Genomic DNA, 16,520 nt, shown 5'->3' with positions numbered 1-16,520 from the left:
CTATGCAATTATTGATGGAAATCTTGGTGTCCTTCTTTTTGGTGGTGGGGGCATTTTTCACCTTGGTCGGTGGGATTGGGATGGTGCGTTTACCGGATTTATTTATGCGCCTACATGCCCCAACCAAATCCAGTACTTTGGGTTTGGGCAGTTTCTTGATTGCCGGAATGCTGTATGCGGCATTTAACAGCCGTTTGGGCTTTGCCGAACTATTAATTACGTTATTGGCATTTATTACCGCACCCGTGTCGGCGAATTTGATTGCACAAGCGGCCATCCATTTGCGCCTGCGCTCCAATTCAGGTGAAGTGCCTGAAGCCATTGACCGTCCACTTCCTTGGCAACGTCAACAGCGGATCCAACAGTTTGAAGATGATAAGCTCTAAACGATAAGGTGTGTTATGGCACATCATTTAACGCTCGTCCATCCTATTCGCATGCAATGAAGCATCAATATTTAAGAGATCAATATGTATACAGGCATTGTTCAAGGCGTCGAAAAAATTGTCGACATTCAACACGGTGATCACTACACCACCCTGTTTGTGTCCAATACCAACCACTTATTAGATGATGTCTTTATCGGGGCAAGTGTCGCAATTGACGGGACCTGCTTAACTGCAACCCATTTTGATGCTATCAAGAATATCGCCTCTTTCGATGTCTCTGCACTGACCAATAGCGTCACCACTTTGGGTGCTTTAAAGATTGACGATGAAGTCAATCTCGAACGCTCAATCAAAGCCGGCATGGAAAATGGCGGGCATAATCTGTATGGGCATATCGAAGGTATGGCAACGATTGTGAAGGTTGAGCGTAATGGTGAAACCCTGCATCTTGAGCTCGAAATCCCTGAAGACAATATCAAGTACTTTTTTAAAAAAGGCTTTATTGGTTTGCAAGGCTGTAGCTTAACTGTCAATGGCGTAGATCGCGACAAGAACCAACTTTCCGTAGATTTAATTCCTGAAACTTTACGTTTAACCACCTTTAAACACGTGTACGTCGGTGGCAAGTTAAATTATGAAGTGGATCAAATGACCCGCACCATGGTCGACACCATGGAAAATATGTTCCAACGTCAATTCAATGCCGGCTAAATGTTCTATACAATGTGTTCTATGCAATCAAAAAAGCCAATGTTTAACATTGGCTTTTTTAACTTCGCTTGAATTAACTATATAAAATTGCTTTCGGCTCATCTTCTTGGAAGCCTTCAATCTGATATTCATTGGCTAATTTTTCTTTCCAATGCGCCACAATATCGCTGTAATCAATTTCAGACGGGTGAAAATGCTTTTTGTAATAGGATAAATATTCAGGAATCAGTTCAATCAACATCTTGCCGACCAAATAAAACCCATACAGATTACCGGAAACTTTAGGAATGCTCTTTTTATAATCTTGCATAAACAGTCGACTGGCAGAATAAAAAGTTAAACTGGCAAAGCCAGTGGTCACACTGCGCATCACACTACGGCGTACTTTGTCATCTTTATACACCGCTTGATAAACATCAAATGCCACTGCACGGTGCTCAATTTCTTCAATGGCATGCCACACCCAGAGCTTGGTCGCATCTTCATCCAAGGTACTTAAAATCTCAGGATGACGCAGGATATAACCGCCCAACAAGGCAGTGAAATGCTCAAAGGCACAGGTAATGGCCAGTTGTAATTTAGGATGTACGGTCCGGATAAATTCATCTCGGCGTGCCAACCACGCTTGGAAATTATCCAATTGATAATCATCACGGCGCCACGCATCATTAAACTCTGCATGGGCTTTGGAATGCATGGCTTCTTGCCCAATAAAGGCCGCAATTTGTGCTTGTAAACGCTCATCAGTCACTTTGTCGCGTACATTGCGTACGCTATGCACGAAGAACTGTTCACCGATGGGAAAAGTCGAAGACAATGCCGTGAGTAAATGCGACATCACCGGAGAATTGGCAAAAAAATGGCGTTTAATCTTTTTTGGGTTATAGCTCAAACGACGCACTTTAATGCCGAGTGCTTTTGGACGATTTAAGTATGATTTTTCTGTCGTCAATGCGGTTGTCGTCATGGTTTAAATCCTACATTTGTTGGAATTTAAACCACTATTGTCTGCATGCTTGACTTTGTATATTGCAAAAAAATTCACTCCATTGCACAGATGTGATTTTTTGCCAATTCGATCACATTCAAGCGAGTAAATGCACTCATTTAAACCTTTAAATTCAGTGGAATAGCATCAAAACAGTTATTAAAAATAATAGTGGATCTTGTTGGACAAAATCAGTAATTTTTTCATCTTTCCGATATAAAAAAACCCACCGAAGTGGGTTCTTTATCGGATTGTACAGTTTAGATTAAACATCTAAATAATCTAAAATGCCTTCTGCTGCTTCACGCCCTTCCCAAATAGCGGTCACCACAAGGTCAGAACCACGTACCATATCGCCACCGGCAAAGATTTTCGGATTCGAAGTTTGGAACTTGTATTGCTGCTTTTCAGCCGCAACCACACGCCCCGAACCATCGAGGTTGATCTTGGCATCTGCAAACCAATCTGCAGGCGAAGTACGGAAACCAAAAGCAAGCAATACCGCATCCGCAGGTAGGATCTCTTCTGAACCTGGGATTGGCTCTGGGCTACGACGGCCACGGCTATCAGGCTCACCCAGTTGCGTGGTCACGACTTTAACACCCGTCACTTTGCCATTTTCACCCACGATTTCAATCGGCTGACGGTTAAAGGCAAAGTTTACGCCCTCTTCACGTGCATTCTTCACCTCACGACGTGAACCCGGCATATTTTCTTCATCACGGCGATATGCACAGAGAACCGATTCAGCACCTTGACGAATTGAAGTGCGGTTACAGTCCATTGCTGTGTCACCACCGCCAAGCACGACGACTTTTTTACCTTCTACGCTGATGTATTCAGACGGAGCTTTTTCCCAACCTTGGGTACGATTAACATTGGCGATCAAGAAATCCAGTGCATCATAGACACCATCGAAATCTTCACCAGCAAAACCACCTTTCATATAAGTGTATGTGCCCATCCCCATGAATACCGCATCATAATCTGCCAACAGTTGCTCAATGGTCACGTCTGTACCAATTTCAGTATTTAAACGGAATTCAACGCCCATGCCAGTGAAAATTTCACGGCGACGTTTCATCACGTCTTTTTCCATTTTAAATTCTGGAATACCAAAGGTCAGCAAGCCACCAATTTCAGGACGCTTATCGAAAACCACAGGTTTAACGCCATTACGTACCAAAATGTCAGCACACCCTAAGCCCGCAGGCCCTGCACCGATGATTGCGACTTTTTTGTCGGTCCATTTGACATGCGACATGTCTGGACGCCAACCCAAGGCAAAGGCGGTATCGTTAATGTACTTTTCGGCATTACCAATGGTGACTGCACCAAAACCATCGTTTAGGGTACATGCCCCTTCACACAAACGGTCTTGCGGGCAAACGCGTCCGCAGACTTCAGGCAAAGTATTGGTTTGATGGCACAGTTCAGCTGCTTGGAAAATACGACCTTCTGCAATCAGTTTTAACCAGTTTGGAATATAGTTATGAACTGGACATTTCCATTCACAATACGGGTTACCACAACCGAGGCAACGGTGGCTTTGATTCGCCGCGACTTCTGCTGTAAACGGTTTATAAATTTCCACAAACTCTGCTTTGCGGACATTGAGATCTTTTTTCTCTGGATCTTGGCGTGATACATCCAGAAATTGAAAGTCATTGTTGAGGCGCTCTGCCATGTCTCTCTCCGTGGGTAGGTGTAGTCGTGTTTCTCGCTACACCTGCCTATCTATCTGCAGTAGTGGAATTATTGTGGATCGGCTTTGGTTGTTTTTAACAGCGTTTGTAAATTGGCAGCTTTTGGTTTGACTAACCAGAATTTACGGCTGTAGAAATCAAACTCGTTGCGGATCTTATACGCCCAAGCACTACCTGTTTCTTTAATATGATCATCTAAAATACGGCTCAGGAAGGCTTTATGGTCTTCCATTGCTTCGGTTGAAATACGATTCAATTCGATCAACTCGTGGTTGTAATGGTCCACGAAGTCGTTATCTAAATCAAGCACATAAGCGAAACCACCGGTCATACCCGCACCAAAGTTATGTCCCACTTTACCGAGCACCGTTACGATACCACCGGTCATATATTCACAGCAGTGGTCGCCTGCACCTTCAATCACCGCAAAGGCACCTGAGTTACGTACCGCGAAACGCTCGCCGGCAGTACCTGCAGCATACAACTTACCGCCGGTTGCACCGTACAAACACGTGTTACCAATGATTGCGGTATTCTGGGTTTGGAATGGTGAACCTTTTGGTGGGAAAATCGAGATCCGACCACCGGCCATGCCTTTACCGACATAATCGTTGGCATCCCCTTCCAATTTGATGTGTAAACCACCCGCATTCCACACCCCTAAAGACTGACCTGCAGTTCCTTTAAGGTTCATGGTGACCGGATGTGCTTCCATGCTCAAGTTGCCATAGCGTTTTGCAATTTCACCTGAAATACGCGCACCGATCGAACGGTCACAGTTACCCACGGTAAAGTAGTATTCACCACCGGTACCCGCTTCAATTGCAGGCAGCATTTCTGCCACCATTTTCTCTGCCAACACACCTTTATCGAATGGCGCATTGCCTTCCACTTGGCAGTACTGTGCTTTACCGTCTGCCGCAGGATGTGATTCAAGCAGTGCGCTCAAATCCAAATGGGCATGCTTATCCGTTTCACCCGGCAACATTTCAAGTAAGTCTGTACGACCAATCAAGTCTTTTAAGCGTGATACACCAAGAGCCGCCAACCATTCACGGGTTTCTTCGGCAATAAAATGGAAGAAGTTGATCAACATTTCAGGTTCACCAATGTAGTGTTCCTGACGTAAATGATCTTGTTGGGTTGCCACACCGGTTGCACAGTTGTTTAAGTGACAAATACGCAGGTATTTACAACCGAGTGCAATCATTGGGGTTGAACCAAAGCCAAAGCTTTCCGCACCCAAAATTGCTGCTTTCACTACGTCTAAACCGGTTTTTAAACCACCATCAGTTTGTACACGGACTTTGCCACGAAGGTCATTGACACGAAGTGCTTGATGCGCCTCACTTAAGCCTAATTCCCATGGCGAACCTGCATGGTGAATAGAGGACAATGGTGATGCTGCCGTACCCCCGTCATAACCTGAAATGGTAATGAAGTCGGCATAGGCTTTTGCCACACCTGCTGCAATCGTACCCACACCCGGTTCAGACACCAGTTTCACTGAGACCATGGCTTGAGGATTGACTTGTTTCAAGTCAAAGATCAACTGAGATAAATCTTCAATGGAGTAAATATCGTGGTGAGGAGGTGGAGAGATCAAAGTCACACCCGGTACAGAGTAACGTAAACGTGCAATAAGACCATTCACTTTACCGCCCGGTAACTGACCGCCTTCACCCGGTTTCGCCCCTTGCGCGACTTTAATTTGAAGCACTTCTGCAGAGGTTAAGTAGGCTGGGGTGACACCAAAACGACCTGATGCAATCTGTTTGATTTTCGAGTTACGAATCGTGCCATAACGTGCAGGATCTTCACCGCCCTCACCTGAGTTTGAACGACCGCCAATGGTGTTCATAGCAATGGCAATCGCTTCGTGTGCTTCAGGTGACAATGCACCAAGTGACATACCCGCAGAGTCAAAACGTGGCAGAATCTCTTCTACAGACTCCACTTGCTCAAGCGGAATCGGGTTGTCTGTTTTCAGTTTAAGTAAATCACGAATCGTTGCGATTGGACGGTGATTCACCAATTCTGCGTATTCTTTGAAGTCAGCGTATTGACCTGAACGAACAGACTTATGCAGTGCGTTGATGACATCTGGGTTAAATGCGTGATATTCCTTGTCAAAGACAAATTTCAGCATACCGCCTTGATCGATTGGCTTACGTGATTTCCACGCCGTCTCTGCCAATTTTTTCAAATCATTTTCAAGATCAACAAAGGTTGCCCCTTTGATACGGCTTGGTACACCGGTGAAGCATTTCGCAACCACTTCATCAGACAGACCCACGGCTTCAAACAATTGACCACCACGGTATGATGCCACTGTTGAAATCCCCATTTTAGAGAGGACTTTCAATAGGCCTTTTTCAATCCCTTTACGGAAGTTCGATTGTGCATGGATCGGATCACCCAGTAACTCACCTTTGGCAATCAAGTCATTGATCACGTCATAAGCCAAGTATGGATAGATCGCAGTTGCACCAAAACCTAAGATCACGGCAAATTGATGTGGGTCACGTGCCAATGCCGTTTCAACCACAATGTTGGCATCTGAACGTAAACCTTCTTTGATCAAGTGGTGATGAATCGCACCTGTGACCATCGCTGAGTTTGCAGGTAAGAAACCTTGACGAATCTTCTTGTCCGAAATCACCAATAAAGTTTTACCATCACGAATGGCTTGAGCCGCTTCAATACAGATACGCGCAATCGCAGCTTCTAAACCTTCAGCTTCAGGGTAGTTCAAATCGATATCTGCAATTTCATAGCCCTTACGACCGAGGGTACGAATTTGGTGCATTTTTGAATTGGATAGCACTGGGCTTGAAATGATCAGACGGTCTGCATGCTCAGGGCTTTGTTCAAACACATTTTGCTCACGACCTAGACACGTTTCCAGTGACATCACAATCGATTCACGTAAGGGATCGATCGGTGGATTGGTCACTTGGGCAAACTGCTGACGGAAGTAATCGGTCACATGGCGCACTTGACGAGACAATACCGCCATTGGGGTATCATCGCCCATTGAGCCGACCGCTTCTTGACCACTTTCAGCAATTGGACGAAGCAACTGATCACGTTCTTCAAAGGTCACCATAAACATTTTTTGTGCAGCTTTTAAAGCATCGCCTTTTAAGCCTTGGTCACACAAATATTCTTCAAGCTCAGGGCTGCCTTGCAGGCGCACTGAGTTTTCACGTAGCCATTGACGATATGGACGCATTTTTTTCAAATGATTGCTGACGTCATTGGTATCCAGCATCTTACCGGTAAAAGTATCGATTACGAGGATTTGACCTGGACCAACACGACCTTTGGATATCACATCTTCAGGCTCATAGCCCCACACACCAATTTCTGATGCCAATGTAATGTAGCCATTTTTGGTAATCACCCAACGTGCCGGACGTAAACCGTTACGATCGAGCATACAGATCGCATGACGACCATCTTGAATGACTAGACCTGCAGGACCATCCCAAGCTTCCATGTGCTTAGAGTTAAACTCATAGAATGCACGTAAGTCTGCATCTAAAGTTTCCACGTTTTGCCAAGCCGGCGGAACCAGCATACGTAGTGCACGGAACAAGTCCATACCCCCACCGACTAAGATTTCAAGCATATTGTCCAAACTTGAAGAGTCCGAACCCGTACGGTTTACGATTGGATTCAGCTCGGTTAAGCCGGGTAGCAATGGGTTTTCAAATTTTGGTACACGCGCCATAGCCCAGTTACGGTTTGCAGTAATGGTATTGATCTCACCATTGTGTGCTAAGTAACGGAATGGTTGCGCTAAAGGCCAACGTGGCAACGTATTGGTGGAGAAACGTTGGTGGAACACCACAATATGCGATTCTAAACGCTCATCGGCAAGGTCGGTATAGAAGTCTGCAATGGCTGCAGGCATCATCAGACCTTTATAAGTGATCACGGTAGAACATAAAGTTGTAACGTAAAATGACGAATCTTGGGTCAGCTGTTGTTCTGCACGGCGACGTGCCAAGAACAATTTACGGTTAAACTCAACCTCAGTTACACCCATTGGACAGTTCACGATGATCTGTTCAAAAGCAGGCATTGATTGCAGTGCAATCGATCCCAATGCATCGACATTGGTCGGCACCACACGCCAAGCCAATACTCTCAAGCCTTCTGACTCGATTTCTTTTTCTAAAATACGTTTTGAATGGGCTGCAAGCGCAGGATCTAAGTTCAGGAACACCGTCCCGACTGCAAAAATTTCACTTAAGGTAATATCGCTGAGTTTTTTGGCTTCTTCACGAAAGAATTGTTTTGGCATGGCCAAGAGTAAGCCACAGCCATCACCGGTCTTACCATCTGCAGCAATACCACCACGGTGCGTCATACAACTTAAACTATGAATCGCGGTCTTGACCAAGTCATGACTTGCATCACCCTGCATATGGGCAATTAATCCGAAACCACAGTTATCTTTAAACTCATCCGGTTGGTATAAACCTTTAGCGGGAGCTACAGTATTAGGCGATGGCATGTGCATAGCGTACCCTTCTCAACAAGGCCCTAGGGGGCAAAAACTTATTCAATTGTTCAATACGATTTAATTCTTCGGTTGTTCGTTTTATCAGTCTTGGGCTGGATTCCCATCGGCTGTTTAAATAGGCTGAAATGATTCGCTCAGATCGCACTTATTTAACGCAGAACACGCCGCTTCAATCGCACACTGTTTCAATATTTTCGCTCCATAATAGGGACAAAGAATCAAAGCAGTGCACCAATAAAGCAATATTTGTGCCAGAAAATTATTATTCTCTAAAAATAAATAGTTATTACAACACATCATAAACAATGGCGTTTGGCATGCTTATGTGGCTTTATGGTTGCACTGTTAGTGTGCATTTAATATTTTTATACCCTAATTTGCGCCATTTTAGAACTATTTTTAATTAAATGGATCACTAATCTGTGTTTCTACCGGTTTACGCTCTTGAGCTGGTGGTCGATTTTCCGCAGGTTTTGGCACTACAGCAGATTGTGAACGTTGTACATCAACGACATTGCCTTGCTGATCTTTGCGGGTCACCGTAGTGCGGGTGGTAGTTTGATTAGGATCTGTGGTTTTAGCGGCTAAAGCTTGGGTGACTTGTTGCTTCATTTGCGCCAAAATCGATTCATCAATCACTGGAACAGCAGCAGGCTTGAGTTTAACTTCATAGACTTTGTTGCCGCCGACTAATTCGTCAGAACCCAAATCATTAACTAGGTTTTTAAAATCTTCAAATTTCACCAATTGAGGCTTAACTGAAGCAGGCAATGGCACAGTTAAGCGCTCTAGTTGAGCTTTTGCATCATGTTCACTTTTAAAATTACCAAAGCTTAAAACATACTGCTCAGCCTGCTCTTCACCACTCAAACGGAAGTAAATCAAATCCTTACGATTATCCAGTTTCTGTAAAAAGCTCTTCACCACGTCTTCATTCGTTGCGCGAAACAACTCAACACTATAATGCTTGGCATTTTCTTCAATAAACTTGGTACCGCGAAATTCAGCCAAATGATTGCCAGATGCCACCATGCGTGTGGTCATTTGCAAAGGTCTCACTTCTTCGGTTAGACCGCCTAGATTAGTGGTTGCCGCCACTTTTTCAGGTTGAATTAAGACTTGGGTTTCTTCAATTTGTTTCGACTGGGTGACCAATTCTTTAGTGTCGGTCATGATCCAAAAAATAAAAGCAAACAATAAAAACAGCAATCCAGCAATCAACCAAATATAGTGTTGAATATGGTTTCTCTGTGCGTGTTTTGCTGTCATATGTGTACCTGTGATCAATGTTGATTCTGCAAAATGGCCTGTTTCATTAACTCAAGATCAAAATCTTTGGTAATGACGGCTTGCCCAAGTGCTTTCATCAGCACCAAACGGAGTTGCCCATTCAAGACTTTTTTGTCATGTGACATATAAGCCAAGAATTCATCCATTGGAATTTGCGGACATTTTATCGGTAAATGCGCACGTTGAATGATTTTTTTTGTACGTGCTAGATCGTCTGCTGAAATCCATCCCATCAAATGAGATAAGTCTGCAGCCATGACCATCCCGGTTGCCACCGCTTCACCATGCAGCCAAACGCCATAACCTAAATAGGATTCAATCGCATGCCCAAAGGTATGACCTAAATTGAGTAAAGCGCGCTCGCCTTGTTCTTTTTCATCATTCGCCACAATACGTGCTTTATGCGCGCATGAACGATATACCGCTTCAGCTAATAAGTCAGGATCACGTGCAACGAGACCATCCATATGCTCTTCAAGCCAGCTTAAAAACTCAGTATCACCCAACAAAGCATACTTAATCACTTCTGCCAAACCTGCTGAAAGCTCTCTATCAGGTAAAGTACTGAGTTGTGCCATGTCTGCAAGCACCACTTGCGGCTGTTGAAAAGCCCCAATCATGTTCTTGCCCAAAGGATGATTAATCCCGGTTTTCCCGCCAACACTTGAATCGACTTGAGACAACAGCGTGGTCGGGACTTGAATAAAGTACACACCGCGTTGGAAACAGGCTGAAGCAAAACCGGCCATATCCCCAATTACACCACCACCTAAAGCCAACACGGTACAATCTCGATTAAAGCCGGCTTCAAGCAAGGCATCAAAAATCAAATTCAGATGTTCAATGTTTTTATACTGCTCACCATCTGGCAATACGCATGTGTTGACCTTTTTACCTAGTGCTTCAATCGCTGTCACATAATGCTCAAGATATAAAGGCTGTACCGTGGTATTGGTCACAATCATCACTTGCTGACCCTGAATATAAGGCTCAAGCAGTTGCTGCGGATTAAGATGACTACCAATAAAAATCGGATAACGGCGATCGCCAAGTTCAACAAATAGGGTTTGCATGATGGTAAGCCAATAACATTAAAGAGAGTTCAATTCTTTGGTCAAGATCAGATGTAAAATCCGTTGTGCCAAATCGCGTGCCGCACCTTGATTGGTTTCAATAATATGATGCGCTACATCACGATATAAAGGATCTCGGATAGACAATAAATCGCGAAGTTTTTGTTCAGGATTTTCAACTTGAAGTAAAGGACGATTTTTATCGCGATAAGTGCGTTGTAATTGAATTTCGACCGGAGTATACAGATAAATCACGATACCACGATGTTTAAGATACTCACGATTGATCGGTTGCGTTACCGCACCGCCACCTGTCGCAATCACTAAATTATTCTTTGACGTTAAATCATTAATTACAAGAGACTCTCGTGCTCGGAATCCTTGTTCACCCTCTTTTTCAAAAATCCATGGGATGGTCGCCCCAGTTTTTCTTTCTATTTCGTGATCACTGTCAAGAAATTCTCGATGCAGTAAATCTGCGAGATGTCGACCAACTGTGGTTTTCCCAGCTCCCATGGGCCCCACCAAATAAATATTCGGTAGGGATTCAAACTCTTTGCTTGGCAAGGAGTCACCTATTGAATTGCTTTCATTGAAAGTATATTAATGATTTCTCGATGGACTGTCATTAACAATTCTTGGGGTGACAAAGATTAATAATTCACGTTTATTGTTGGTTTTTGCATCCTTACGGAATAAATGACCTAAATACGGAATATCACCTAAAAACGGCACCTTAGTTTGAGTATTCGAGGTTTCCTGCTCAAAAATCCCGCCTAAAACCACGGTTTCTCCATTGTCTACCAACACATTGGTATTGATTTCATTTTTATTCAAAATGATTTCACCATTTTGTGCATAACCTGCAGGTGAGTCACTTGAAATGTTCAATTTCATTTGCACTTTGCCGTCTGGGGTAATACTTGGGGTTACATCCAAACTTAACAATGCATCTTTAAAGGAAGTTGTGGCTGTGGCTGCTCCACCGGCTGTTTCAGTGGTTTGATAAGGAATTTGTTGACCTGAAGCCACTTTGGCTTGTTGTTTATCTGCAGTCAGTACTTTCGGTGTAGAAATCACTTCTCCGTGACCATCGGCTTGCAGGGCGGACAGTTCAAGATCCAACATAAAGTCAGACATACTGATTAAACCAAAAGCAATTTTACCCGCAGCTGTTGCTGTTGTGCCTAAATCGACATTGAGATTATCTGGACGGGTAATGGTAATTTTTCCATCATCATCTGGGGTTTTGAGATCCCATAGTGTTTGTTGAGAACCGCCCACCAAGAAATCATTATTTTTATTAATGCCTTGAGAAACCAGTCCCCATTTCACCCCCATCTCACGGGTAAAGTCGGTGGTCGCACGGACAATACGTGCTTCGATCATGACTTGTTTCACTGACACATCGAGCAAATCCACCATTTTACGGATTTGGTCAATTTTCTGCGCCGTATCATTGATAATTAAGGTATTGGTTCGTGGGTCAACAGAGACTGTCCCGCGTGGACTCAGCAATGATCCCACACTGTCGCCCAATGGGTCTGATGAACCCCCACTGCCATTGCTATTACCATTACTGTTGTTATTTTTACCTTGGGTAATCAGCTTTTCAATATCTTCCACTTTGGCATAATTCAGTTGCAGATACTCGGTTTGGAGCGGTGCCAATTTAACACTTTGTGCAATGGCTTTGGCTTCATCTTCTTCCGCTTTAATCAGTTCAGTCACCGGTGCGATCCAAATCACACTGCCATTACGGCGTTTGTCTAAATTCTTGGTTTTTAAAATAATATCTAAGGCTTGATCCCAAGGCACATCTTTTAGACGTAAGGTAATATTGCCTTGCACCGTATCGGATGCCACCATATTGATGCCGGTGAAATCCGCCAATAACTGTAATACACGGCGCACTTCAATATCTTGGAAATCGAGTGAAATTTTATTACCGACATAATGGGTATTGGCCAAAGGATTTTTAATGCCTTTTTTCTCTTCAGGGCGTTTTAAACTGATCGTCAGCTTATCTTCTGCCTGAAAAGCCATATATTCATAGCTGCCGGTAGACTGAATGGTAATCACACCATTAGAACCATCATTATAGGCATCGACTGTAGAAACTGGCGTGGCAAAATCATTGACATTCAGACGACGAATCAAGTGTGCGGGAATTTTATTGCCTAGGAAGCGCACCACCACTTTACTGCCTTGCTGCTGTACATCCACAGGGGTATTGGCCCCTTGCAAGTTTAAAATGACCTGTCCTTCACCCGCTCCACCACGCTGAAAGCCAATATCTGCAAGACCTTGACTTGGACGCGTGGCAACAGGTGCAATATTGGGCAAGCTTGTTGCGACATTCGTATTGCTATTATTGATCTTTAGAATAAAGGTATTGCCTTCAACTCGCGTGGTGTAATTGCCCGGTTGATTTAAATTCACCGTCAAACGTGAGCGCTGATCATCGGAGGCCACTTCAACCGAGCTGGCTTCTGCTGTCGATACAGGAATCGTAGACTGTACCAAGGATTGTTTGGCTTGATTGAAATCCAAAATTAAACGCGATGGATTTTCCACTTGATACGCTTGAGGTTGTGGAGGTAAACCATTAAACATCACACGAATTTCAGTGCCCTGACCAGGGAGTTGCATTGGGACAACATTGGTCATGGTGATTTGTGCGGATACTGCTTGCATTACAGCCATACTGACCGTTGCCAGAGCAAATTGGCGCATTGAAATATTCATAAAGTGACGTTCCCCACCCAAAATTTTTTGCAGACTATTTTTCATTGTTATTCCTTATTGCATCTCAATCGACTGGACCAATTAACACCAAACTTCTTGGTCGTTCGATATAACCGTCTCGGCCATCAGGTACAATTTCGAGCAAATCAATACGTGTCGGGGTGATATTCACAATACGCCCCTGATTGACACCCATATAACTGCCACGCTGAACCTTTTCAATTTCCCCATCAGGCGTTTGAATTAGCGCCAAAATTTGACCACTTTTACTTTTCAAACTGCCTTTCAAATTCAAAGTTTCTAATGGATAGCTTTCAAGGGGCTGCTGCGGCCGAGAAAAATTCGGATAGACCCGTTTGCCCGACATAATTTTCAGCTCATTGGCCAACGAATTCGGCAAAATTGGACTACGCAGTTGCTGAGCAGAATAGTGAAACACCGGTACAGGATTAAACACCGGTGCAGGTTCAATCGGTAATGGTGGCTGATTTCGAATATTCGCCATTTCTTGATTGACTGCATCAATACGCGAGTCACAACCGCTCAACACTGCCAAAACCGCTAAGGTAGAAAGTATGCTTATTTTTTTCATTGTTTCACCTCCTCAGTTGTTGGTGCAGGTGGCGGTGCTTCTCCAGTATTTGCAGTGTTGACAGGTGTTGATGTCTGAACATCATTGGCATTAGCTACATAACGGTATGTTTTGGCTTTGAGTGAATAATCGACTGTTGGAATATCCGATTTTTTATCGGTATTTTGCGTTGCGGTAATCACAAAATCATGCAAGGTCACGATACGTGGTAAGGTTGCTATTCCACTGACAAACATTCCAAAAGCATGATAGTCGCCCGTCGCTTCAATCGAAATCGGCTGTTCAATAAAGAACTCTTGCGTGACCTCATTTTCCAAACGAATATTTTTAAACTTGAGTCCTGAATTGACACCGGTCACGTTAATGTCTTCAACCAAACTTGGAATTTCAGTTTCTTTCGGCAACTGTTGCAGTTGCTGATTAAAATTGGCTTCCATCTGTTGGAGTTGCGCTTGATACTGTTGCAGATTACGTAATTTTGAATCTTTGTCTTTAAACTCATTCAGCAAGTTTTGCTCTTGTGCATGGGCTTGATCAATCGCCTCAAGTTTCGGCTTAATCGCCAGAAAATAACCAATGGCACACACCACAAAAAACAAAAATAACCACACGGTAATTTTGACCGATAAAGGCCAGCTTCCAAAGTTATTGGTATCTAAGGTATTGAACTGTTGAAAAAACTTATCCACCGTCATTTTATTTTTTTTCGGTGTATCGAGCGCATCATCAAAATCGTCTAAGTCTTCACGGCTCATGGCGTAGCCCCCTTATTATTATTTGAATCTGTTGGCGCCGGTAATGCAATTTCCCCAATATCCGCCGTCACGACAAAGGTGCCATAGGATTCTTCAACACGCGGAACCACTGAACTTGGCGCTTTGTCTTTGACTTCTGGCGCTGCCAAGAACGAGTTCATAAAGGCATTGCGATACCATTCGGAGGCTTCTAAGCCACGTAGTAATTCAGCGACACTGTTCGGACTTTCGGCATTGCCTTCAATGGTAAATTTATCCCCAACACGGCTAAATTTGGTCACATAAACCGTACTAGGCATCACCCGAACCAACTCATCAACCAAACGCACAGTCACTGGGCGTTGCCCTTCTAGACCTTGAATCAGTTTCATCCGTTCAATCACACTATTACGGCGTTCTTGCAGACCATCTAGGGTTTTGAGTTGGGTATCCAAATTTTGATTGGTACTGGTCACCAGTTGATTGGCTTGTTCTTGATCATCCAACTTTTGATTCAAATAAAACCAAGTCCCCAAGACCGAAGCAATGGCCAATAACGCAACAGCGATACAAATGGTGATAAATTGTTTTTTTCGTTGTTCTCTTAGCTCATCACGCCAAGGGAGTAAATTAATCTTTGCCATTAATCAAAACTCCTCAATGCTAATCCGCACGCCACCAACAAAGATGGCGCATCATTTTCTATTTTTCTAAGATCGATTTGAGGAGAAAAACCCATTTGTAGAAATGGGTTGGCAACAGTGACACGATAGCCTAATTTTTGTTGCATGAGTTTTTGTAGACCAGGAATATTGGCATTACCACCCGCCAATAAAATATGATCAATCTCATTAAACTGAGAAGAAGAAAAGAAGAACTGCAATGAACGCGCAGCTTGCTGTACCACCGCATCTAAAAATGGCATTAAAACTTCTGATTCATAATCATCAGGTAGCGTGCGATCTTTCTTGGCACGCCCTGCTTCCCCAAAAGACAGTCCATAACGATTTTGCACGTCTTGAGTCAATTGTTTGCCGCCGAAGACCTGTTCACGGGTATAAATAATCTTGCCGTTTTGCATCACAGATAAAGTGGTCATGGTGTGACCAATATCTAAAATACCAACCAAGTTCACGCCAATCGGTAAAGTATCTGCAAACACCTCAAAACTACGCTCGAGTGCATAACTTTCGACATCCGCCACTTTCGGCTCCAGTCCAACCAGATCCAAAACCTCGACACGAGAATCGACATTTTCAGTACGTGTTGCCACCAAGAGCACATTAACCCGTTGTGGATTGGCGAGTTTTTCAGGGAGAACTTCAAAGTCCAAACTCACTTCATCCAATGGAAATGGAATGTATTGCTCTGCATCCATACGAATCTGAACTTCACGTTCATCATCGCTCATGTCAGCGTCCATCTCGATGATTTTATTGATCACCATCGAAGTCGGTACAGCAATCGCTGCATTGGAAGATTGTGGATTGGCAATATTCATCGCACGCTCTAAAGCATCTGCGACATTTTCAGCATTTAAAATATTTTTTTCGACGACACTGCCGTCAACCAATGGACTTAGCCCATAGCTTTCTACCCAGTAACGGCCATTTTTAACAGAGAGTTCTAAAATCTTTACAGAAGTGGAACTAATATCCACTCCCATTAACCCCTTATTTGGCTTACGATAAAGTCTAAGCACGATGCAATTCCTATTATTTTTCTTTCCCCAACAACAACACAAACTCAATACAT

At 43.7% G+C, this 16,520-nt stretch carries 13 protein-coding genes; 2 read left to right on the top strand and 11 right to left on the bottom strand.

Translation table 11 applies throughout. The annotated features are described in order from the left end of the window. The first annotated feature begins 2 nt into the window (after nt 1-2). Both G8D99_RS01380 and G8D99_RS01375 read left to right on the top strand, forming a co-directional pair. Nucleotides 3-386 carry a Na+/H+ antiporter subunit G gene (locus G8D99_RS01380; protein ID WP_166327432.1) on the top strand — a complete coding sequence of 128 codons (384 nt, stop codon included), beginning with the start codon at nt 3-5 and terminating at the stop codon, nt 384-386. Nucleotides 387-470: 84 nt separating this feature from the next. Next, the gene (locus G8D99_RS01375) at nt 471-1,100 is read left to right on the top strand and encodes a riboflavin synthase subunit alpha (RefSeq protein ID WP_166321940.1); all 630 of its coding nucleotides are present in this window, start codon (nt 471-473) and stop codon (nt 1,098-1,100) included. A 73-nt stretch (nt 1,101-1,173) separates the two neighbouring features. On the opposite strand, the gene G8D99_RS01370 is transcribed toward G8D99_RS01375, so the two are convergent. The 11 genes from G8D99_RS01370 to G8D99_RS01320 all read right to left on the bottom strand — a co-directional run bounded on the left by G8D99_RS01370 (nt 1,174) and on the right by G8D99_RS01320 (nt 16,467). Further along, nucleotides 1,174-2,067 carry a metal-dependent hydrolase gene (locus tag G8D99_RS01370; RefSeq protein ID WP_166321938.1) on the bottom strand — a complete coding sequence of 298 codons (894 nt, stop codon included), beginning with the start codon at nt 2,065-2,067 and terminating at the stop codon, nt 1,174-1,176. 286 nt (nt 2,068-2,353) lie between these two features. Next, nucleotides 2,354-3,775 carry an FAD-dependent oxidoreductase gene (locus tag G8D99_RS01365; RefSeq protein ID WP_166321936.1) on the bottom strand — a complete coding sequence of 474 codons (1,422 nt, stop codon included), beginning with the start codon at nt 3,773-3,775 and terminating at the stop codon, nt 2,354-2,356. A gap of 68 nt (nt 3,776-3,843) precedes the next feature. Next, nucleotides 3,844-8,319 (bottom strand): glutamate synthase large subunit, encoded by a 4,476-nt coding sequence (gene gltB / locus G8D99_RS01360; protein WP_171522772.1) that lies wholly within the window; start codon nt 8,317-8,319, stop codon nt 3,844-3,846. Nucleotides 8,320-8,727: 408 nt separating this feature from the next. Further along, entirely contained in the window at nt 8,728-9,597 is an 870-nt protein-coding gene (locus tag G8D99_RS01355; protein WP_166321932.1) for a hypothetical protein, read from the bottom strand. A 14-nt stretch (nt 9,598-9,611) separates the two neighbouring features. Beyond that, nucleotides 9,612-10,691 carry a 3-dehydroquinate synthase gene (gene aroB / locus G8D99_RS01350; RefSeq protein ID WP_166321921.1) on the bottom strand — a complete coding sequence of 360 codons (1,080 nt, stop codon included), beginning with the start codon at nt 10,689-10,691 and terminating at the stop codon, nt 9,612-9,614. An 18-nt stretch (nt 10,692-10,709) separates the two neighbouring features. Beyond that, nucleotides 10,710-11,258, bottom strand: a complete 549-nt coding sequence (gene aroK / locus G8D99_RS01345) for a shikimate kinase AroK (protein ID WP_166321919.1) — start codon at nt 11,256-11,258, stop codon at nt 10,710-10,712. Between the two features lie 36 nt (nt 11,259-11,294). Further along, entirely contained in the window at nt 11,295-13,484 is a 2,190-nt protein-coding gene (gene pilQ, locus G8D99_RS01340) for a type IV pilus secretin PilQ (protein ID WP_166321917.1), read from the bottom strand. A gap of 19 nt (nt 13,485-13,503) precedes the next feature. Continuing rightward, entirely contained in the window at nt 13,504-14,031 is a 528-nt protein-coding gene (locus G8D99_RS01335) for a pilus assembly protein PilP (RefSeq protein ID WP_166321915.1), read from the bottom strand. Continuing rightward, complete coding sequence (gene pilO, locus G8D99_RS01330; RefSeq protein WP_166321913.1) at nt 14,028-14,786, bottom strand: type IV pilus inner membrane component PilO; 759 nt, start codon at nt 14,784-14,786, stop codon at nt 14,028-14,030. The genes G8D99_RS01335 and pilO overlap by 4 nt, the downstream gene beginning before the upstream one ends. Continuing rightward, on the bottom strand, nt 14,783-15,409 hold the full coding sequence (locus G8D99_RS01325) for a PilN domain-containing protein (RefSeq protein WP_166321911.1): 627 nt from the start codon (nt 15,407-15,409) through the stop codon (nt 14,783-14,785). Before G8D99_RS01325 ends, pilO begins: the two co-directional genes overlap by 4 nt. Then, the gene (locus tag G8D99_RS01320) at nt 15,409-16,467 is read right to left on the bottom strand and encodes a pilus assembly protein PilM (protein WP_166321909.1); all 1,059 of its coding nucleotides are present in this window, start codon (nt 16,465-16,467) and stop codon (nt 15,409-15,411) included. The genes G8D99_RS01325 and G8D99_RS01320 overlap by 1 nt, the downstream gene beginning before the upstream one ends. Nucleotides 16,468-16,520: the final 53 nt, after the last annotated feature.

The sequence above is a fragment of the Acinetobacter lanii genome, assembly GCF_011578285.1.
GTDB classification, from domain to species: domain Bacteria; phylum Pseudomonadota; class Gammaproteobacteria; order Pseudomonadales; family Moraxellaceae; genus Acinetobacter; species Acinetobacter lanii.
Note: the sequence above shows the minus strand (reverse complement) of the source record. Positions and strands in the feature narration are given on the sequence as shown.